Below are 20,114 nucleotides of genomic sequence, written 5' to 3'. Positions count from 1 at the left end.
CGAGGAACGCGATGAAACTCGGCCGTCTCAACCATGTCGGCGTTGCGACGCCGTCGATCGAAGCCTCGATCGCCTTTTATCGCGACGTGATGGGCGCAGAGGTGATCCGCGCGCCGTTTGACCTGCCCGCGCAGGGGGTGAAGGTGTGCTTCGTCGATACGCCGAACAGCCAGATCGAGCTGATCGAACCGCTGGGCGAGGCGTCTCCGATCCATGGTTTCCTCGCGAAGAACCCGGCCGGGGGCCAGCATCACCTCTGCTACGAGGTGCCAGATATTCACGAAGCCAAGGCCTGGTTCGAGGCCAAGGGCTGCAAGGTGCTCGGCGAACCGCGCATCGGGGCGCATGGCACGCCGATCTTCTTCGTCCACCCCAAGGATATGGGCGGGATCTTGACGGAAATTATGGAGAGTCCCCGTGCGCAGCACTGACCCCCGTGCTCCTGCGAACGCAGGAGCCCAGAGCCACGGGCGATGCGCTTGCAATCCTGGACTCCTGCTTTCGCAGGAACACTCGGCATGACTAAACCCACGCTCGATCAATGGTCCGCCGCCGCTTCGAAGGAAGTGAAGGGCAAGGATCTCACCTGGCAAACGCCCGAAGGTATCGCGGTCAAGCCGCTCTATACCCAGGACGATGTGGCAGGTGTCGATCCCGGCCTACCGGGCTTCGCCCCGTTTACCCGTGGCGTGCGCGCGTCGATGTATGCAGGCCGGCCGTGGACCGTGCGCCAATATGCCGGCTTCTCCACCGCCGAGGAATCGAACGCTTTTTACCGCCGCAACCTGGCCGCGGGGCAGAAGGGCCTGTCGGTCGCGTTCGATCTTGCCACGCATCGGGGCTATGACAGCGATCATCCGCGCGTGGTCGGCGATGTCGGCAAGGCCGGCGTGGCGATCGATACGGTCGAGGACATGAAGATCCTGTTCGACGGCATCCCGCTCGACCAGATGTCGGTTTCGATGACGATGAACGGCGCGGTGATCCCGGTGCTGGCCTTCTTCATCGTCGCGGGTGAGGAGCAGGGCGTTCCGCAGGAGAAGCTCGAAGGCACGATCCAGAACGACATCCTCAAGGAGTTCATGGTTCGGAACACCTATATCTACCCGCCCGAACCGAGCATGCGGATCATTTCAGACATTTTCGCCTATACCAGCGCGAAGATGCCGAAATTCAACAGCATTTCGATCTCCGGCTACCATATGCAGGAAGCCGGCGCGACCCAGGTGCAGGAACTGGCCTTCACGATCGCCGATGGCATGGAATATGTGAAGTACGGTGTTGCCAGCGGGCTGGATATCGACAAGTTCGCAGGGCGTCTGAGCTTCTTCTTCGCAATCGGTATGAACTTCTTCATGGAAGTGGCGAAGCTGCGGGCCGCACGGGTGCTGTGGCACCGGGTGATGACGGAAGCGGGCGCGCAGGACGAGCGCTCGAAGATACTGCGCACCCACTGCCAGACCTCGGGCGTGTCGCTCACCGAGCAGGACCCCTACAACAACGTCATCCGCACCACGATCGAGGCGATGGCGGCAATGCTCGGCGGTACCCAGAGCCTCCACACCAACGCGCTCGACGAAGCGATCGCGCTGCCGACCGACTTCTCCGCCCGCATCGCCCGCAACACGCAGATCGTGCTGCAGGAAGAAACGGGGATGACCAAGGTCGTCGATCCGCTGGGCGGCAGCTATTATGTCGAGAGCTTGACCCAGCAGCTGGTCGACAAGGCCTGGGAGATCATCGAGCGAGTCGAAGCCGAGGGCGGCATGGCCAAGGCGGTCGCCGCCGGCTGGCCCAAGGCCATGATCGAGGAGGCTGCCGCAGCACGGCAAGCGCGGGTGGATCGCGGCGAGGATGTGATCGTCGGTGTCAACAAGTACCGGCCGGCGAGCGAGGACCTGCTCGAAACGCTCGAGGTGGACAATGCCGCCGTACGCGAGGGCCAGATCGCCCGCATCCAGCGGGTGAAGGCATCGCGAGACGAAGCGGCCTGCAAGGCGGCGCTCGATGCGTTGCGCGAGGGCGCGAAGGCTCGCGGCAATCTGCTGGAACTGGCCGTGGTCGCGGCGCGGGCGCGGGCGACGCTGGGCGAAATCAGCGCGGCGATGGAAGACGTGTTCGGCCGCTACGCCACGCAGCCGACGCCGGTGAAGGGTGTCTATGCGGCACCCTATGCGGAAGACAGTCGTTGGGCGGAAGTCCTGCGGGGCGTCGAGGCCGTGGAGCGCCGGCTCGGGCGCAAGCCACGGCTGCTCGTCGCCAAGATGGGCCAGGACGGGCATGATCGCGGCGCCAACGTGATCGCCTCGGCCTTTTCGGACATGGGCTTCGAGGTGGTCAGCGGGCCCTTGTTCCAGACCCCGGAGGAAACCGTAGTGCTGGCGCTCGACAGCGGTGTCGACGTCGTCGGCGCGTCCAGCCTTGCGGCCGGGCACAAGACGCTGATCCCCGAGTTAATCCGCGGTCTGCGCGAGGCGGGGCGCAGCGACATCAAGGTCATCGCTGGCGGGGTGATCCCGCCGCAGGATTACGAGATGCTGCGCGCCGCGGGCGTGCAGGGAATCTACGGGCCGGGCTCGAACGTCGTCGAGTGCGCGGCGGACGTGCTGCGCCTACTCGGCCACAACATGCCGCCGCTCGAGGCCGCCGCCGAATGAGCCTGGGCTTCTCCGTCGAGGCGCTGATCCCGCGCACTCGCGGCGGAGGGGCGCTGCGCATGGGGCTGGTTCGAGTGCCCGAAGCCGAGTGGCTTACGCCGGGGGCGGATCTGGCGGCGCGCGCGGCAACGTTCGCGGCCGAGCCCGGCTGCGTGCAGGTGTTGCCGGAGGCGGAGACCGCTGTGAACGAGGTCGTGGGGATGCTCTCGCACCGCGACCTTCACAGCCGTCATCCCGGCGAAAGCCGGGATCCATTCGCCACAACCTTTGGGGCAGGAGTCGAACCGGAGCGGGCAATGGATCCCGGCTTTCGCCGGGATGACGGCTTGGAGGGAAGGACCGCTCGCGCCGCCGCCGCGCTCCGCAGCGCCGCTGCAGGCGTGTGGGAGGATCTGTGCATCCTCACACCGGATGCGAACGGCCAGTACCGCCTCACCGCCGCCGCACTGGCTTTCCCGACCGATTGGCACCTGCACGAAAAGCTCGGTCACGCGCTTACCCCCATCCACGCGCCGATCCATGGCTATGCCGAGCAGTTGGCCGCGGGCGTCGACCATTTCTTCGCCACGCTCCAGCCGGGCGCGATCTTCGGTCGTACCAACTGGTTCGTCGTGGCGAGCGATGCCTGGCGCTACCTGCCGCAGGACGAACCCGACGTCCGCTTTGCGCATGTGACCGCCGAATATGCAGGCGAGACCCTGTTCGTCCGCTGCGAACGCCAGACGCTCCGCCGCCTGCCCCAAAGCGGGGCAGTGCTGTTCACCATCGGCATCCATGTCGAGCCGCTCGATCGCCTGAGCGACGGTGCCGTCGCGCGCGTCGCTCAGTCCGTCGCGGGGATCGGCAGCGGCGAACACGAACGCCGCGCTGCGCCCTTTTACGCCGAAGCCCTCACCCGCTATGCCGAGCGGCGTAACCGTTCACCGGAGTTGCTTGCTTGACCCTCGAATCCTCCCCCGTCCGCACCGACTGGACCCGCGACGAGATCGCCGCGCTGTTCGACCTGCCGTTCACCGAGCTCGTGTTCCGCGCGGCCGAAGTCCACCGCGCCAACCATCCGGCGAACCAGGTCCAGCGCTCGACGCTGCTCTCGATCAAGACGGGCGGCTGCCCCGAGGATTGCGGCTATTGCAGCCAGTCGGTGCATGCCGATACCGGCCTCAAGGCGACCAAGCTGATGGATCCGCGCGCGGTGCTGCAGGCGGCGGCGCAGGCCAAGGACCATGGCTCGACCCGCTTCTGCATGGGCGCCGCTTGGCGCAACCCCAAGGACCGCGACATGGGCGCCATCGTCGAGATGGTGAAGGGCGTGCGCGCGATGGGCATGGAAACCTGCATGACGCTGGGGATGCTCACCGACGACCAGGCGAAGACGCTCGCCGATGCCGGGCTCGATTACTACAACCACAATATCGATACCTCGCCCGAACGCTATGGCGAGGTGATCACCACCCGCAGCTTCGAGGAACGGCTGGAGACGCTGGAGCATGTCCGCGAGGCGGGCATCAACGTGTGCTGCGGCGGCATCGTCGGCATGGGCGAGACGCGCGGCGACCGGGTGGGCTTCATCCACGCCCTGGCGACGCTGCCGGTGCATCCGGGGAGCGTGCCGGTCAACGCGCTGGTGCCGGTGAAGGGCACGGTGCTGGGCGACATGCTGGCCGACACCCCGCTTGCCAAGATCGACGATATCGAATTCGTCCGCACCGTGGCGGTGGCGCGCATCACCATGCCGCGCTCGATGGTCCGCCTTTCGGCCGGCCGCGAGAGCATGAGCGATGCGACCCAGGCACTCTGCTTCCTCGCGGGCGCCAATTCGATCTTCACCGGCGACAAGCTGCTGACCGCAGGCAATGCCGGCGACGACAAGGACGCCGCGCTGTTCGCGCGCCTCGGCATCACGCCGATGGCCGCGGAGTGCAAGGTGGAGCTGGAGGCGGCGGAGTAACGTGCCGCACGAGCTCGATTGGCTTTGGCGGGCGATTGCCTTCCCCTTCGTCGATTGGGCGAACAGCCCCTCCATGCTCCGGCTCGAACTGCGGCGGCCTTGGCTCTACCGCGCCATCGTCTGGCCGCCGCTTATTCTTCTGATTGCCGCCCTGGCTGTCGTCAGCCTTTGGCTACTAGGGGTACTAAAGCTCTGATGTTCAATAAAATCCTCGTCGCCAACCGTGGCGAAATCGCGTGCCGGGTGATGCGCACCGCCAAGAAAATGGGCATCGCCACGGTCGCGGTCTATTCGGATGCGGATGCCCGCGCGCCGCATGTGCGGATGGCGGACGAGGCGGTGCGGCTCGGGCCCGCGCCGGCGGCGGAGAGCTATCTCAAGGCGGACCTGATCCTGCTCGCCGCCAAGGAGACCGGCGCCGACGCGATCCACCCCGGTTATGGCTTCCTCTCCGAGCGCGAGAGCTTCGCCAAGGCCTGCGCCGAGGCGGGCATCGCGTTCGTCGGCCCGCCGCCGGGGGCGATCGCGGCGATGGGGGACAAGATCGAGTCGAAGAAGCTCGCCAAGGAAGCGGGGGTCAATGTCGTGCCCGGCTACCTGGGCGAGATCGACGATACCGAGCATGCGGTGCGCATCGCATCCGAGATCGGCTATCCGGTGATGATGAAGGCCTCGGCCGGCGGCGGCGGCAAGGGCATGCGCCTCGCCTGGAGCGAGCAGGACGTCCGCGAAGGCTTCGAGGCGACCAAGCGCGAGGGGCTGGCGAGCTTCGGCGACGACCGCGTGTTCATCGAGAAGTTCATCGAGAGCCCGCGCCATATCGAGATCCAGCTGCTGGGCGACCAGCACGGCAACATCGTCTATCTCAACGAGCGTGAATGCTCGATCCAGCGCCGCCACCAGAAGGTGGTCGAGGAGGCCCCGTCGCCCTTCGTCACGCCCGCAATGCGCAAGGCGATGGGCGAGCAGGCAGTCGCGCTTGCGCGGGCCGTCGGCTATTACAGCGCGGGCACGGTCGAGCTGATCGTATCGGGCGCCGACAAGACCGGGCAGGGCTTCTACTTCCTCGAGATGAACACCCGACTCCAGGTGGAGCATCCGGTGACCGAGGCGATCACCGGGCTCGATCTGGTCGAGCAGATGATCCGCGTCGCAGCGGGGGAGAAGCTCGCCTTCACGCAGGACGAGGTGAAGCTAGACGGCTGGGCGATCGAGAACCGCGTCTATGCCGAGGATCCGTATCGCGGTTTCCTGCCGAGTACCGGCCGGCTGGTGCGCTATCGGCCACCAACGGCCGAGACCGCAGGCGAGGGCTATATCCGCGTCGACGACGGCGTGACCGAAGGCTCCGAGATCAGCATGTTCTACGATCCGATGATCGCCAAGCTGATCACCTGGGCGCCGACCCGCGACGAGGCGGCGGCGCTGCAGGTGCAGGCGCTCGACCGCTTCCGCATCGACGGCATCGGCCACAATATCGATTTCCTCTCGGCGATCATGCAGCACCCGCGTTTCCGCTCGGGCGAGCTCACCACCGGCTTCATCGCCGAGGAATATCCTGATGGCTTCCACGGTGCGCCTGCGGAAGAAGATCTGGTGCGCAGGCTTGCGGCTGTTGCCGTGCTGCTGGATCTGGATAGATCCGGCCGGGCCGCGGAGATTTCTGGCCAGCTCGGCACGCCTGCGCAAACTTCAACCGCGCGGACGATCCAGATCGGTGAGCGCCGTTTTGACGTGACCGTCGACGGCTGCGATTCCGGCGCGTTGGTCAACCTCTCGCCGGACGAGCCGCCGCTGGAAGTTTCCGGGCGCTGGCGTGCGGGCGACCCGCAGTTCATCGCGCGACTCAACGGTGTGGAGTTTGCTGCCGGCGTGGACCGCACGCGGACCGGGTGGAAACTCACCGCGCACGGTGCGGCACATCTGGTGGAAGTGTTACCGCCCCACGTCGCGCAATATCGCGATCACATGATCGAGAAGATTCCTCCGGATATGAGCAAATATCTGCTTGCGCCGATGCCGGGGCTGCTCACCCGCCTCCACGTCCAGCCCGGCGACAAGGTCGAAGCGGGGCAGGCGCTCGCGGTCATCGAAGCGATGAAAATGGAAAATATCCTTAGGGCCGAGCGCGCGGGTACGGTGAAGCATGCGCATTTCGAACCGGGAGAGAGTCTCTCGGTCGACGCAGCTATCCTGGAATTCGAATGACCTGCGTACGATAAGTCCCAAATCGATACGAGTACGCAACGATAGCTGGATTGCGCTTTCCTTGATTCTGGGGTTGTCGCCTTTGGCAAACTCGTGTCTCAATCGCGATACGAGGAACACGCTCGACGGTTCCTAAATCAAGGCCGCGCGCCCGCAGAGGAAGGCAACGTGCAGGAAGACGATGGCTTCACCCGCTGGATCGAAGCGTGCGCGGCGGGCGAATTGCTTGGCATCGCAACAGCGGCTTTGTGGTGGGTAACGGTGGACCGGTTCGATCCAGTGCCGATCGGGGCGGTTTCCGAATGGTTCATTTTCTTTGCGAAAGCGTCCAGTGGGCTGATCCAGGGTATGGTGCTCGGCCTGTTGCAGGGTTGGGCACTGCGTCGCCAGTTCCCTGCGCTCGACCTTCGCGCCTGGGTGATCGCGACGACCATCGTCGGTATCTTCGTATGGTCGGTTGCCGCCTGGTATGCCGTCTTCCCGTCGCTCGACGGTGACCCGCTGTTGCCTGCCGTCGCAACGCTTTTCCAGACGGCGGTGGCGGCCGCGGGTTTCGGACTGGGCCTGGGGCTGTTGTTCGGGATCGCGCAGGCGCTGATCCTGCGCCGTGCCGCAGGACAGGCGCACTGGTGGATTGCCGTCAACGCTGTTGGCTGGGGCGCGGCGCTTCCTTGCATCTACGTTGCGGCTTCGGTGGGCAGCGCATCGCCCACCAGCCTTGAAATCGCCTTCCGGGGACTGGTAGGCGGCGTGGTTTCCGGTGTGGTGCTTGGCACCATTACCGGCCTGTCCTTCGCCGTGATGCCGGCGCGCCGCCCCGCGGCCTGAGCGCAATCAGCCCAGGTGGGGGGCGAACAGCTCCAGGAGTCTTTCGTACAGCGCACGCTTGAACGGCACGATCAGCTCGGGAAGGTCGGCAGGCTCCGCCCAGCGCCATGCCCGGAATTCGGGGTGAGCGGTAACGATATCGATATCGCCGTCCTCCCCCAGGAAGCGGAGAAGGAACCAGCGTTGACGCTGGCCGCGCCATTTACCCTTCCAGACCTTGCCGACCAGATCCTCCGGCAGGTCATATCGCAGTTCCTCCGGGGCTTCGGCGATCAGCTCCACATGATGGCGGGCGACGCCCGTTTCCTCCCAAAGCTCGCGGAACGCGGCGTCCAGCGCATCCTCGCCAGGATCAATACCTCCTTGCGGCATCTGCCACGCATCCAGCGTCGAATCGAGCCGCTGGCCAACGAACACGTGCCCTTCGCGATTGAGCAACATGACGCCGGCGCAGGGCCGGTAGGGGAGCAAAGCGGGATCGGTCATATGGCGCTCCTAAGGCGAAGCGGGACATGGCGGAAGGGCCGTCTTTCGCAGCGCTGCCCCGCTTCCTAAATTCCGGATGTGATCCAAGTCGTTCATCACCCCGACTATGTTGCGCCTGCACCGGCCGGCAGCGCCTATCTCTGGAACAAGAACGGTCTTGTCCGTGACCTGCTGCAGGCTGAAGGCGCGAATATTCGCTGGCACACGCCGGACGTGATGCCCTCTCGCTGGCTGGAAGCGGTGCACGATCCCGACTATGTCACCGAGGTTATCGAGGCCCGCGTGCCGCCGCACAAGACCCGCCGGATCGGTTTCCCGGTGACCCCCGCGGTCGCGCGTCGATCGGAGCGGGTGCCTGGCGGCACCTTCCTCGCGGCACTGCTTGCCCAGCAGGAAGGCTATGCCGCCAACAGTGCTGGTGGGAGCCATCACGCGCTGGCCGATACGGGCGCGGGCTATTGTGTGTTCAACGATCTCGCCATCGCCGCCGTGCGATTGACGGAAGAGGGGCATGCCCGCCGCGTGCTGATCGTCGATTGCGATGTTCACCAGGGCGACGGCACCGCGGCGCTGACTGCCGGTCGGTCCGACATCGCAACCTACTCGATCCACGCCGAGAAGAACTTTCCCGTCCGCAAGGCGCGCTCGACCCTCGACGTCGGTCTGCCGGACGGCACCGGGGACGACACCTATCTCGAAACGCTGGCGCAGACGCTGTTACCGCTTCTTGTTCAGTTCGATCCCGATCTCATCCTGTACCAAGCCGGCGTCGATCCCTTCGCGGCCGATCGGCTGGGGCGGCTCAGCCTGAGCGGGGAGGGGCTTGTCGCCCGCGATCGCTGGATTGCGGAGACGCTGCGCGGGCGCGGCATCCCCTTCGCGAGCACGCTGGGGGGCGGCTATGGCAGCGACGCGCTGGAGGTGGCCGGGCGGCATGCCACGTCCATCCTTACCCTCGGCGCGGCGGCACTCGGCGACACTTGCAACCTGCGCAATCGAGGCGCATCTGGCGCGGCATGAGTCAGTATCCCGCGCTCCGCCTCCGCCGCTCCCGGGCTTCGGCCTGGAGCCGTCGATTGCATGCCGAAACGGTGCTCACCCCTGCCGATCTGATCTGGCCGGTGTTCGTGACCGAAGGCGAGGACGAGGAGCCGATCGCGGCCCTCCCCGGCGTTTCGCGCTGGAGCCTGAAAGGCATCGTCGAACGAGCACGGGAGGCGCGCGATCTCGGAATTCCGTGCCTGGCGCTGTTCCCAAACACGCCGCATGCGTTGCGGACGGAAGATGGTCGGGAAGCGGTCAACCCTGACAATCTGATGTGCCGCGCCATTCGTGCGATCAAGAATGCGGTGCCGGAAGTGGGTGTTCTGACCGACGTCGCACTCGACCCCTATACCAGCCATGGCCATGACGGAATCGTCGATGCGGCCGGCTATGTGCTCAACGACGAAACGTCTGCGGTGCTGACCGAGCAGGCGTTGGTCCAGGCACAGGCGGGCGCGGACATCGTGGCGCCGAGCGACATGATGGACGGCCGCGTCGGCCAGATCCGGGGCGCGCTGGAGGCCAACGGTCACGTCAATGTGCAGATCATGGCCTATGCGGCCAAATATGCCAGCGCTTTCTATGGCCCCTTCCGCGACGCGGTTGGGAGCCGTGGCCTTTTGAAGGGTGACAAGAAGACCTATCAGATGGACCCCGCCAATGCTGAGGAAGCGCTGCGCGAAGTCGCGCTCGATCTCGCCGAGGGCGCGGATAGCGTCATGGTGAAGCCCGGCCTGCCTTATCTCGACATCGTTGCGCGTGTGAAGAACGCATTCGAAGTACCTGTTTTTGCTTATCAAGTGTCCGGCGAGTATGCCATGATCGAAGCCGCTGCCGCAGTAGGTGCAGGTGATCGGGAGGCACTCGTGCTGGAAACCTTGATGGCGTTCAAGCGAGCCGGGTGTTCGGGCGTGCTCACCTATCATGCGCCCCTGGCGGCACGGCTGCTCGGCGCGTGATCGAGACGGCGCGGCTGCTGCTGCGGTCGCCCAAGCCGCGCGATTTCGAGGCACTTCACGCGATGTGGAGCGATCCCGAAGTAATGCGCGACCTGGGGCCGGTGAAGTCGACGGCACATAGCCGGGCGACGATCGCGCGGCATCTCGGCTATGGTGACAGCCATGGCCTTGGCTTTCAGGTCGTCGAGCGGCGCGCCGACGGCGTCGTGCTAGGCTTTTGCGGGCTCAAGCCCGGTGCGCCGGATACGCCGATCGAGGGGGAGCTGGAGATCGGCTGGATGTTCGCGCGTTCGCATTGGGGGCAGGGCTATGCGCGCGAGGCAGCCATTGCGAGCCTGGGCTGGGCCTGGCGCCACCGCGCAGAGCCGCGCGTGGTGGCGATTACTTCCGCCTGCAATCTGGCGAGCCGGGCGCTGATGGAACGACTCGGCATGACATGGTTCACCGATTTCGAGCACCCCGTGCATCCAGAAGGACATCGCTTGCGCCCAACCGTCGCTTTCGCGATCCGGCGACCATGATCGAAACCGAACGGCTTCTACTTCGCGGCTGGACGGATGCCGACCGCGATCCATTCCATGCGATGTGCCGCGATCCGCAGGTGATGGCCTTTATTGGTCCTTTGCAAACCCGTGAAGAAAGCGACGCAGGAATAGACCGGCAGATCGAATTCTTGCACAGCCATGGCCATTGTTTCTGGGCCATGGAACGCCGCGAGGATGCCCAATTTTTGGGGTTCTGCGGAATCAAACCGGGGGCCGCCGGCACGCCGGTCGAAGGGGAGATCGAGATCGGCTGGCGTCTAGCCGTTCCCCATTGGGGCCATGGCTATGCGCGCGAAGCAGCGCGCGCAACCCTCGCCTGGACTTGGCAGCATAGCGACGCCGCCAGCGTCGCGGCGATCACCGTCGAGGGCAATGTGCGGAGCTGGGGTCTGATGGAACGGCTGGGCATGCAGCGCGCGCTGGACCAGGACTTTGACCATCCCGGCGCCATTCCGGAACTTCTGCGCCACCGCACCTATCGCATCGCGCGTCCGTGAAGAAGGCCACGGCGGCTCTTGCCGGGCAAGACGGCGTGACGCGCGGCTGGTTCGTCAGTGCGATCCTGGGCGGATCGTTCCTGCTCTTCCTGGTGCAGCCGATGGTTGCGCGCATGGCGCTGCCCCGTCTGGGTGGCGCGCCTGCCGTGTGGAACTCGGCGATGCTGGTGTACCAGGCGTTGCTGCTGGTCGGCTACGGCTATGCGCATTGGCTCAGCCGATTTCCCGTGCGGATGCAGGCGGCATTGCATCTCGGGCTGCTTGCCGTTGCCGCGCTGTGGCTGCCGATCGGGCTGGGGACGATGCAGGTGCCAATCGGCGCCCAGCCCGCGATTTGGGTGCCGTGGCTGCTGGTCGCTGCGATCGGGCCGCTGTTCGTCGCCATCTCGGCACAGGCACCGTTGCTCCAACGCTGGTATGCAGTCTCAAGCCATGGGCGCGACCCGTACGCGCTCTATGCCGCGTCCAATATCGGCAGCTTTACAGGATTGCTGGCGTATCCGCTGCTCGTGGAGCCGCTCCTGCGGCTTCGCAGCCAAAGCTGGTTGTGGACCGCCGGCTATGTCATGGTCGCCCTGCTGGTCCTGGCTTGCATGAGCCGTTTGCCTCATGAGGACATCGTCCCTGCACGAAGAGCCGGGGCGCCTGCTGTCGTAGGGCGCGACTGGCTGCGCTGGATCGTTCTCGCCTTGGTGCCCTCGGGCCTCATGCTCGCGACGACGACGTTTCTCACGACCGACATCGTCGCGGTGCCGCTGCTGTGGGTCCTGCCGCTCGGCCTATACCTGCTGAGCTTCCCGGTTGCATTTCGAAGCTCGGCGCTGCTGGACGATTTGTTGCAGCGCTGCGTGCCGCTCGTATTGCTGCTGTTCGGTGCGACGCTCGTCGCCGGAGACTCACAGCTGGCCTACGTCAACGCGCTGATCGGGCTGGTGCTGCTCTTCGCGGTCTCGGTCGCCTGCCACGCGCGCCTTTATGCAGTGCGCCCGGCACCGGAGCGACTGACCGGCTTCTACTTGGCCATGGCGGTCGGCGGCGCGCTGGGCGGCGTCTTCTCGGGCCTTGTCGCTCCGGTGCTGTTCGACTGGACCTATGAGTACCCGCTCCTGATCCTTGCCGCGGGTGTTCTGATCCCGCAACGGCCGCTGACCGCACCGTTCGCCGCGCTATGGTGGGGGAAATATCGCCATATCGCGGGCATGGTGCTGAGCATCGCGGTGGTCGGGATCGTACTCGTCGGGCTCAACGAGCATCTGCTCGGCTCGATGCACGTCCAACTCGCATTTGTGATGGTGGCAGTGTTGGGGCTGATCGCCATCGGTGCGCGCTGGCCCTTTGCCGTGGCGCTGGCGGGCGGTCTGTTCCTGTTCGGCGGCCACAACGCCCTCCAGACGTCGCTCAGCGGCGCACGTACCCGCAGCTATTTCGGAGTCTATACAGTCAACGACCAGCCGGACGAGCGACGCCTAGCCCATGGCACGACATTGCACGGCGTGCAGCTCAAGGGCGACCGCGCCCGCAACCCTACGACCTATTACCAGGCCGGCTCTGGCGTGGGACAGGCAATGCAGGCTGCACCGTCGCTCTACGGCGCACATGCCCGAATTGGCGTGGTCGGGCTGGGGACGGGTACGCTCGCCTGCTATGCCCAGCCCGGACAATCCTGGCGCTTCTTCGAGATCGATCCGGCGGTAGTCCATCTCGCGCGCGATTCCGGTGACTTCAGCTTCCTCCGCCTCTGTGCTCCGCGGGCGAAGATCTTGATCGGCGATGCGCGGCTGAGATTGAGCGAACTGCCCGCCGCCAGCTTCGACCTGCTGGCGCTGGACGCCTTTTCCTCGGATGCCGTTCCGATGCACCTGATGACGGCAGAGGCCTTCGAAGCCTATGGCCGCGTCGTCGCACCGGAAGGTCTGTTGCTCGTGCACATTTCCAACCGCTTTCTGGCGCTGGGGCCGGTAGTTGCCGGTGCGGCGAAGGCGACGGGCTGGCAGGGGTTGCGTCTCGTCCATGTGCCGGGCGCACTGGAGCGAGCGGACGAGGGCACTACCTCCGACTGGATCGCGCTCAGCCGATCCCCGCGCGCGCTGGCGGCCCTGAAGGTGCGAGATCCCGAGTGGCGGCCGCTGGCCGCTCAACCGGGCTTTGCCGGCTGGACAGACGATCATGCCTCACTGGTGCCTGTGTTGCGACCGTTCCGCCCCCGCGCTGAATAGCGGCTCAGGTCGAGCGATCGAGTTCCCGCGCGATGGCGACGAACTCGTCGACGCTGACCGTTTCCGCACGGCGGCTTGCATCGATGCCAAGCGTCTCCAGCGCTGCCAGCGCGCCGGGCACGGGCTTGAGGCTCTGCCGTAGCATTTTGCGACGCTGGCCGAACGCAGCAGCGGTCACCGCTTCCAACTGACGGAGCCGAACGCCTTCCGGCGCCTCGGCGGGTACGATGTGGACCACCGCCGACATGACCTTTGGCGGCGGCGTGAAAGCGGAGCGATGGACGTTCATCGCGATCCGCGGGGTGCTCCGCCATTGGGCAAGCACGGCGAGGCGGCCATAATGTTCGGTTCCGGCCTGCGCAACGATCCGTTCGGCAACTTCCTTCTGGAACATCAATGTCAGGCTGGACCACCAGGGATGCCATTCGGCCGAAAGCCAACCGACAAGCAGGGCGGTGCCGACATTATAGGGCAAGTTGGCGACAACATGCGGCTTGCCCGCGAACAGTGCAGGCGCGTCCACCTCCAGCGCATCGCCTTCGATGACTCGAAGCCTCTCGGGGAAATAGCCGCCCAGCTCTTCCAGCGCGGGGATGCACCGGTGATCGCGTTCGACGGCTGTCACCCTCGCGCCAGCCTGCAGCAGCGCGCGGGTCAGGCCGCCGGGGCCGGGGCCGACCTCGAACACCTCGGCATCGGCGATATCCCCCGGCACCTTGGCAATGCGCCCGAGCAACTGGCCATCGAACAGAAAATTCTGGCCCAGCGCCTTGCTGGCACTGAGTCCATATTTCGAGATGATATCGCGGAGCGGGGGCAGGGTGGTCACGCTGCGGCTTCGGCCCTGCGTTGCGCCGCGCTTGCGGCCATGCGGATGGCGGCGATCATGGCGCCCGGATGCGCGACATTGCGCCCTGCGATGCCGAATGCGGTACCATGATCGGGCGAAGTGCGCACGATCGGCAGCCCCAGCGTCATGTTCACCCCGTCGTCGAAATGGAGTGTCTTGATCGGAATCAGCGCCTGATCATGGTAGAGGCAAAGCGCCGCGTCATAGGTTTCGCGTGCACGGGCATGGAACAGCGTATCGGCCGCGAAGGGCCCCGTCGCGTCAATGCCCTCGGCGCGGAGCTGCTCAATCGCGGGGATCAGCACCTCGATCTCCTCCCGGCCGATCGCACCGCCTTCGCCGGCGTGCGGGTTGAGACCGGCAAATGCGAGCCGGGGTGCGCCGATCCCGAAATTGCGCTGCAAACCGCGTGCGGTGACGCGGCCCTTGGCGATCACGAGTTCCGGACTGATCAGAGAGGGGACGTGGGCCAGCGGCACATGTACGGTCATCGGCACGACCCGGAGCGTGGGGCCCGCCAGCATCATCACTGCATTCTCGGCGGTGATGCCGCAACGTTCCGCCACGAACTCCGTCTGTCCGGGATGGCTGAAGCCGACGGCATAAAGCTGCGCCTTGGAAACCGGGCCCGTCACCAGCGCACCCGCGGCGCCGGCATTGGCCAGCCCGGTCGCGACTTCCAGCGACTGGAGCGCGATGTGCGCCGTGCCCATGTTGGGCGCGCCGGGCAGTACCGGCCCGGTATCGCCGAGCGGCAATACCGGCAACGCCTCGCCAAACACCGCGAAGGCTTCACGCGGATCACCGATCGGTGCGATCGGTCCGGCCCACACGGCGCGGACGGCGGCGGGATCGCCCACGGCGAAGAAAGGCGCGAGCCTCTCGGTCTCGCGCGCTTCCCAGGCCTTGGCGGTAATTTCCGGCCCGATCCCCGCGGAGTCGCCCATGGAGATGGCGAGCGGAGGCAGGGTGGCGCCCCCGGCCGTCATCTCAGCGATATTCGATCAGCGCGTCGCGGCGCAGATCGCGCAGCATGCGCTCGGCACGCAGGTTGACGCGCTGGTCTTCCAGCTGTTCCTGCACCTGTTCTACCGACGGCGTGTAAGCTGCAGGCGGATCGTCGCGGCCGCAGATCACCAGCACACGGACGCCGTCCTCGATCGAGCCGAAAGGCTGGGTCGACTGGCCGACCTGCAGCGGCAGGATCAGGTTCTGAAGCGCAGGCGGGAGGTCTTTGATGACGATGTTGTCGCGATCGACGACCTCGGCACCCTCCGCCGCCGCGACCTTGCTCACGTCACCGCAACCGCGGATCGTCTGCGTAGCCTTGGCGAAAGCGGCCGCGCGGGTGCTGGCTTGCGCCTCGGTCGTGCCCTTGGCGAAGGTAAGCGACAGCTGACGAAGGCTCAGTTTCGCGTCGCGCGGATCGGCGACGCCGACCTTGTGCTTGTCCGCCAGATACACGATCGAGAAGCCCGCCGAGAGCGGGATCGGGCCGGCGACCTGGCCGGGTTGCATATCCTGGACGGCCTGCGACAACGCCTCGGGCAGCATGGCGGGCTGGATCCAGCCAAGATCGCCGCCGCGCGCGCGGGTCGAGCTCTGCGAATAGGTACGGGCGAGATAGTCGAACGGGGTGCCCTGCCGCATCTGCTCGATCATCTTCTGCATGCTGGCAGAGACCTCCTTCGCGCGATCCGGCGTCGCGTTCTGATAGATCTCGTACACGTGATATTCGTCGGTGCCCTTCTGGGCGGTCAGACGATCGATCATCGCCTTCACTTCGGCTTCGCCGACATTCACGTTGACGCGTCGGCGGAGCAGGCGGCTCCACGCCAGTTCCGCCTCGATCTGGCGCTTGATCGAGCGTTCCGACGAACCAATTTCGCGCAGCCAGGCACGCATCTGGTCCGGCGATTTCTGAAAGCGCGCGCCGACACGGCTGAAGCTGCTTTCGATCTCGCGCGCATCGACCTTGATCTCGTTGGCCTTGGCCTCCTGGATCTCCAGCGTCTCGTCGATCAGCTGGCGGAGCATGGCGAGCTTGAGCTGCTCGCGCTCTTCCGGCTTCAGCGTCAGTTTCTGCATGCCGGTAACCAGCGCCACGCGCTGATCCACATCGGTGCCGGTGATGACATAGTCGTTGACTATCGCGGTAGGCTTGCGGACGTTCGGATCGGCCTTGCCGAAAATCTCGAGCGTGCTGGGCAGGTCGAGCCCGTTATTTACGCCCGACTGACCGTCCTGGGCCGGGGTCGTCTGCGCAATCGCCATCGTCGCCAGAGCAGCAACCCCCGCGCCCGTCAGCCACTTAGCACCCGTGCCCGCAATCCTGCCCAAACCCATCATCACTTCAGAACGACCCTTATCCTCAAACGGGAAGCAGCGCTTACTGCGCAATTGTGCCTGAACCAAGGCTTAGCGCCGAATCCCTCAAGCGATCGGTTCTAGCGGCCGAGGTTCTTGAAGGCGAGGGTAAGCAGATAGGAGTTGCCGCGCTGTGCGTCGCCGGTGGTGGCATAGTCGCGCCGCCAGGTAGTGCCGATGCGCAGGCAGTCATCCTCGTAGAACAGACCGATGCGGTGACGGATCGGCTGGAATCCGTTGGCCAGCGAAAGCGGATCTTCCTGCTTGTCGGTCAGGTCGATCAGCGTCGAGCCCGACAACGACCAGAAGCGCGCGAACTGCACACGAGCGCCGAGACGAAGTTCCTCGCGATCCTGCAGATCCTCCAGCGTCGGGTCGACATTCCGGTTCAGGCGAAGATAGCCGATCTGGACATAGGTCGCGCGCGAGCCGAGCGACATATCGATTTCGTTGCGGCGCACCGCCAGGCCGTCCTTGTCCAACCGGTAGCGGTGGGTAAGGCTGAGGAAATCGTGGAAGCGGATGACCGTCCGGCCCACGATGTCCGAGAGGCGATCGGTGAGGCCCGTCCCGTTCGGGAACAGCGTCGGGCGGTTGGTGAGGCGGTAGCTTTGCCCGACATTCGCCTCGATACTAAACCCGGGCAAATAGAGCGCATAGTCGAGGCCGTAGGTGAAGCGCGTCGAGTCTTCGAAACGGTCATAGCCGGCGAAGCGGTTGAGCGCGAAGAGGTTCGAATCCTCCAGATCGACGGCACGGGCGTCCTCATTCGGGACGTCCATGTTCTCGAGGTGCGGCGCGGCAACCACCTGCACGCGCGGCGTGATGCGCTGGCTGCCGCCCAGGAAGTCGCCGACAAACGCCCATTTCACGTCGACAGCACCCGCGGCGATGCCACGAAAGCGGAAGCCGTCCTGACCGCGGTAGCTGACGACGCTCGTGGCCAGCGTATCCGAGGTGTTGTAGATGTCGCCGCGCGTATAGGCGGTAAAGGTGACTTCCTGGCCCCAATTGGTCAGCCTGCGCAGGCTCCACTGCGCACTGGTGAAGGCGCGTTGAGTGTCCTGACCGCCGGTGCGGGTAAGCGCGAGGGTGTTGACCTGGAAGTCGAACTTGCCGCCGAGCAGGCCGTCGTCGAGACGGCGGCGATATTCGAGCTCGGGCAGCGCGACCGGCTGCAGCCCCTGGCGGTCGCCGACGCGCAGGGTCTGCACGGCCCAGGCGTTGATCACGAAATAGCTGTCGGCATCAATCCGCTCGATGGCGACATTGTTGCGCAATCGGTCGTCACGAGAGATGTCATAGCGGCGCAGGAAGGTGCGGTCGCTGGCCACCCGCAGCGAGGCATGGACATTCCAGCTCGGGTCCAGCTGATAGCGCCCAACCAAGTCGAGATAGCCGCGGAAATCGTTGCGGAGCGTATCCGGCGTCGGCGCGACCGTCAGGTCGTCCGAGCGGCGGCTATAGGTGCCATAGGCCTGCACGCGGAACGAACCGAGGCTGTTCAGCTCGCGATAATCGGCCTGCAGCATCGGCAGCGTGCTGGTAAACACGCGCGGGGTGACCGTCAGATCGCGATTGGGCGCGAGGCTGAAGAAATAGGGCAGGGCGATCTGAAAGCCATTGGTACGGCTGTAGCGCGCATCGGGCGTGAGGAAGCCCGAATCGCTTTGTCCGCCCGCCGGATGCGAGAAGGCCGGTAGCGGAATGGTCGCAAAGCCAAAGACCGAGATGCGCGCGCCCTTGTAGCGCAGTCGGTGCTTCGCGGGATCATAGACGACGCGGTCGGCCGTGATCTTCCAGGAAGGCTCCTTCGGGCAGCCCGAACTGTCGGTAACGGTGCAGGGCGTATAGGCGGCGTTCTCGACAGTGATGACGCCGCCGTCGCTGCGTGAGCCGCGCTGGGCAGCGATGCGGCCGCCGGCTTCCAGCACCACCAGCATGTTGTCGACCACGCCGTCCTTCAGCGTATCGGTCAGTTCGATGCTGTCGCCATAGGCGGCGTCGCCCTGCGGGTTGGCGACGACGATGTTACCCGTCGCCATCACCTTGCCGGTACGGCGATCCCAGGTGACCTTATCCGCGCGGAGCCGGTTGCTCTCGCGATAGAGACGTACATCGCCACTCGCGGTCACGACATCGGTGTTCATGTCGTAATCGAGCTGATCGGCGGTGAACTGCACTTGGTTGGGATCGTCCGGCAGGCCGTTGGGCGGCGGCGGCGCGGGCTCTGCCGGGCGATCCTGCAGATTGGCCGCGGGCACGTTCGCCGCAGGCGCGGCGGTGCCGGCCGGATCGGCGGGCAGGGGCCGCGACTCGGGCACCTGCTGGGCACGTGCCTGCGCCGAGAGGCACAGACCGAGCGCGGCCGGAAAGAACATGGCCTTGCGCTTCACGAAAACTCCCACCTTTATCGTCACTCCCCGGCAACGGGCATTCTCGTGCCCTATCGCAGCGATTGCGCCTCCGCAACGGCAGGCGCGTTGGCCCAAACGCGCATCCGGGCTAAGGAGCCCCGCATGCAGGTCGATTTCTATCACCTTACCATGGCGCCGCTGGATCGCGTGCTTCCATCCATCGCCGAAAAGGTGCTGGGCAGCGGCGGGCGGCTGCTGATCGTGGCCGAGGACGCAGGGCTCAGGGCCCGGATCGACCAGCTGCTGTGGAGCTACAACGCTGCGAGCTTCCTGCCCCACGCACAGGCAGGCGGCGCATGGGATTCCGATCAGCCGGCGTTGATCGCCGATGCCGTGGCGCCGGCGAACGGTGCGCGAAACGTCGCGCTGGTCGATGGCTTATGGCGCGACGAGGCGCTCGGGTTCGAGCGCGCCTTCCACCTGTTCGATGAAGACAGCATCGGTGCCGCGCGCGTGGCTTGGCGGGCTCTGGGCGATCGCGAGAGCGTCGAGCGCCGTTATTGGCGGCAGGACGAAAATGGCCGCTGGGCACAAGTCGCCTGAGCTTGCAAAGGAGACGCGGCAGGACTAGGGAGCCGCGACTTCCTTTCATCACCAACTACAGGAGCCGCACGGCCATGGCCGCGACCCGGACCTTTTCGATCATCAAGCCCGATGCCACCCGCCGCAACCTGACCGGCGCCGTCACCAAGATGCTGGAAGAGGCTGGCCTGCGCGTCGTCGCTTCCAAGCGCATCCAGATGACCCGTGAGCAGGCTGAAGGCTTTTACGGCGTTCACAAGGAGCGTCCCTTCTTCAATGACCTGGTGTCGTTCATGATCTCCGGCCCGGTCGTCGTGCAGGTGCTCGAGGGTGAGAACGCCGTGCAGCGCAACCGCGACATCATGGGCGCGACCAATCCGGCGAACGCCGAGCCGGGCACGATCCGCAAGGAACTGGCCGAATCGATCGAAGCAAACTCGGTCCATGGTTCGGATTCGGAAGAGAACGCCGCGACCGAGATCGCCTTCTTCTTCAAGCCGGAAGAAATCGTCGGCTGATCAGCCGGGGTTTTCAGGCAGACAAAGGCCGCGCTCCTCATCGGGAACGCGG

At 65.5% G+C, this 20,114-nt stretch carries 19 protein-coding genes; 14 read left to right on the top strand and 5 right to left on the bottom strand.

What is annotated here, in order from left to right:
- Positions 1–11: 11 nt before the first annotated feature.
- The 7 genes from mce (at position 12) to A7X12_RS17835 (ending at position 7,641) form a co-directional block, all read left to right on the top strand.
- Positions 12–431: a methylmalonyl-CoA epimerase gene (mce, locus tag A7X12_RS17865; RefSeq protein ID WP_064312796.1), complete on the top strand. Its 420-nt coding sequence runs from the start codon at positions 12–14 to the stop codon at positions 429–431.
- Positions 432–518: 87 nt separating this feature from the next.
- On the top strand, positions 519–2,657 hold the full coding sequence (scpA, locus tag A7X12_RS17860) for a methylmalonyl-CoA mutase (RefSeq protein ID WP_064312795.1): 2,139 nt from the start codon (positions 519–521) through the stop codon (positions 2,655–2,657).
- Positions 2,654–3,598, top strand: a complete 945-nt coding sequence (locus tag A7X12_RS17855; protein ID WP_064312794.1) for a heme-dependent oxidative N-demethylase family protein — start codon at positions 2,654–2,656, stop codon at positions 3,596–3,598. Before scpA ends, A7X12_RS17855 begins: the two co-directional genes overlap by 4 nt.
- Positions 3,595–4,605, top strand: a complete 1,011-nt coding sequence (gene bioB / locus A7X12_RS17850) for a biotin synthase BioB (protein ID WP_064312793.1) — start codon at positions 3,595–3,597, stop codon at positions 4,603–4,605. Before A7X12_RS17855 ends, bioB begins: the two co-directional genes overlap by 4 nt.
- A gap of 1 nt (position 4,606) precedes the next feature.
- A complete protein-coding gene (locus A7X12_RS26385; RefSeq protein WP_064312792.1) occupies positions 4,607–4,801 on the top strand; it encodes a hypothetical protein in 195 nt (64 codons plus the stop codon).
- Positions 4,801–6,813 carry an acetyl-CoA carboxylase biotin carboxylase subunit gene (locus A7X12_RS17840; RefSeq protein ID WP_064312791.1) on the top strand — a complete coding sequence of 671 codons (2,013 nt, stop codon included), beginning with the start codon at positions 4,801–4,803 and terminating at the stop codon, positions 6,811–6,813. The genes A7X12_RS26385 and A7X12_RS17840 overlap by 1 nt, the downstream gene beginning before the upstream one ends.
- A gap of 168 nt (positions 6,814–6,981) precedes the next feature.
- Positions 6,982–7,641, top strand: coding sequence for a hypothetical protein (locus A7X12_RS17835; protein ID WP_064312790.1), 660 nt, complete (start codon positions 6,982–6,984; stop codon positions 7,639–7,641).
- A 6-nt stretch (positions 7,642–7,647) separates the two neighbouring features.
- Here the strand turns inward: A7X12_RS17835 and A7X12_RS17830 are convergent, their stop codons facing one another.
- Positions 7,648–8,127 (bottom strand): RNA pyrophosphohydrolase, encoded by a 480-nt coding sequence (locus A7X12_RS17830; RefSeq protein WP_064312789.1) that lies wholly within the window; start codon positions 8,125–8,127, stop codon positions 7,648–7,650.
- Positions 8,128–8,205: 78 nt separating this feature from the next.
- On the opposite strand from A7X12_RS17830, the gene A7X12_RS17825 reads away from it, so the two are divergent.
- The 5 genes from A7X12_RS17825 to A7X12_RS17805 are packed head-to-tail and all read left to right on the top strand — an operon-like array spanning position 8,206 to position 13,388.
- Positions 8,206–9,147 carry a histone deacetylase family protein gene (locus A7X12_RS17825; RefSeq protein WP_064312788.1) on the top strand — a complete coding sequence of 314 codons (942 nt, stop codon included), beginning with the start codon at positions 8,206–8,208 and terminating at the stop codon, positions 9,145–9,147.
- The gene (hemB, locus tag A7X12_RS17820; protein WP_064312787.1) at positions 9,144–10,130 is read left to right on the top strand and encodes a porphobilinogen synthase; all 987 of its coding nucleotides are present in this window, start codon (positions 9,144–9,146) and stop codon (positions 10,128–10,130) included. Before A7X12_RS17825 ends, hemB begins: the two co-directional genes overlap by 4 nt.
- Positions 10,127–10,651 (top strand): GNAT family N-acetyltransferase, encoded by a 525-nt coding sequence (locus tag A7X12_RS17815; protein ID WP_064312786.1) that lies wholly within the window; start codon positions 10,127–10,129, stop codon positions 10,649–10,651. Before hemB ends, A7X12_RS17815 begins: the two co-directional genes overlap by 4 nt.
- Entirely contained in the window at positions 10,648–11,172 is a 525-nt protein-coding gene (locus tag A7X12_RS17810) for a GNAT family N-acetyltransferase (RefSeq protein WP_064312785.1), read from the top strand. The genes A7X12_RS17815 and A7X12_RS17810 overlap by 4 nt, the downstream gene beginning before the upstream one ends.
- A complete protein-coding gene (locus A7X12_RS17805) occupies positions 11,169–13,388 on the top strand; it encodes a spermidine synthase (RefSeq protein WP_443029310.1) in 2,220 nt (739 codons plus the stop codon). Before A7X12_RS17810 ends, A7X12_RS17805 begins: the two co-directional genes overlap by 4 nt.
- A gap of 4 nt (positions 13,389–13,392) precedes the next feature.
- Here A7X12_RS17805 and rsmA read toward each other — a convergent pair whose 3' ends face one another.
- From rsmA to A7X12_RS17785, 4 genes are all read right to left on the bottom strand, one after another.
- Positions 13,393–14,217, bottom strand: a complete 825-nt coding sequence (rsmA, locus tag A7X12_RS17800) for a 16S rRNA (adenine(1518)-N(6)/adenine(1519)-N(6))-dimethyltransferase RsmA (protein WP_064312784.1) — start codon at positions 14,215–14,217, stop codon at positions 13,393–13,395.
- Positions 14,214–15,227 (bottom strand): 4-hydroxythreonine-4-phosphate dehydrogenase PdxA, encoded by a 1,014-nt coding sequence (pdxA, locus tag A7X12_RS17795; protein ID WP_064312783.1) that lies wholly within the window; start codon positions 15,225–15,227, stop codon positions 14,214–14,216. Before pdxA ends, rsmA begins: the two co-directional genes overlap by 4 nt.
- Position 15,228: 1 nt before the next feature.
- Positions 15,229–16,587 (bottom strand): peptidylprolyl isomerase, encoded by a 1,359-nt coding sequence (locus A7X12_RS17790; protein ID WP_064312782.1) that lies wholly within the window; start codon positions 16,585–16,587, stop codon positions 15,229–15,231.
- A 98-nt stretch (positions 16,588–16,685) separates the two neighbouring features.
- On the bottom strand, positions 16,686–18,986 hold the full coding sequence (locus A7X12_RS17785; RefSeq protein ID WP_232318584.1) for an LPS-assembly protein LptD: 2,301 nt from the start codon (positions 18,984–18,986) through the stop codon (positions 16,686–16,688).
- Positions 18,987–19,124: 138 nt separating this feature from the next.
- Between A7X12_RS17785 and A7X12_RS17780 the strand changes: the two genes are divergently transcribed.
- Both A7X12_RS17780 and ndk read left to right on the top strand, forming a co-directional pair.
- A complete protein-coding gene (locus tag A7X12_RS17780; protein WP_064312780.1) occupies positions 19,125–19,565 on the top strand; it encodes a DNA polymerase III subunit chi in 441 nt (146 codons plus the stop codon).
- A gap of 74 nt (positions 19,566–19,639) precedes the next feature.
- Positions 19,640–20,062 carry a nucleoside-diphosphate kinase gene (gene ndk / locus A7X12_RS17775; RefSeq protein WP_064312779.1) on the top strand — a complete coding sequence of 141 codons (423 nt, stop codon included), beginning with the start codon at positions 19,640–19,642 and terminating at the stop codon, positions 20,060–20,062.
- The last annotated feature ends 52 nt before the right edge of the window (positions 20,063–20,114 follow it).

The organism is Sphingomonas sp. TDK1, from assembly GCF_001650735.1.
GTDB lineage: Bacteria > Pseudomonadota > Alphaproteobacteria > Sphingomonadales > Sphingomonadaceae > Sphingomonas.
The sequence above is the reverse complement of the archived record's forward strand: the minus strand, read 5'-3'. Positions and strand labels throughout refer to the sequence as shown.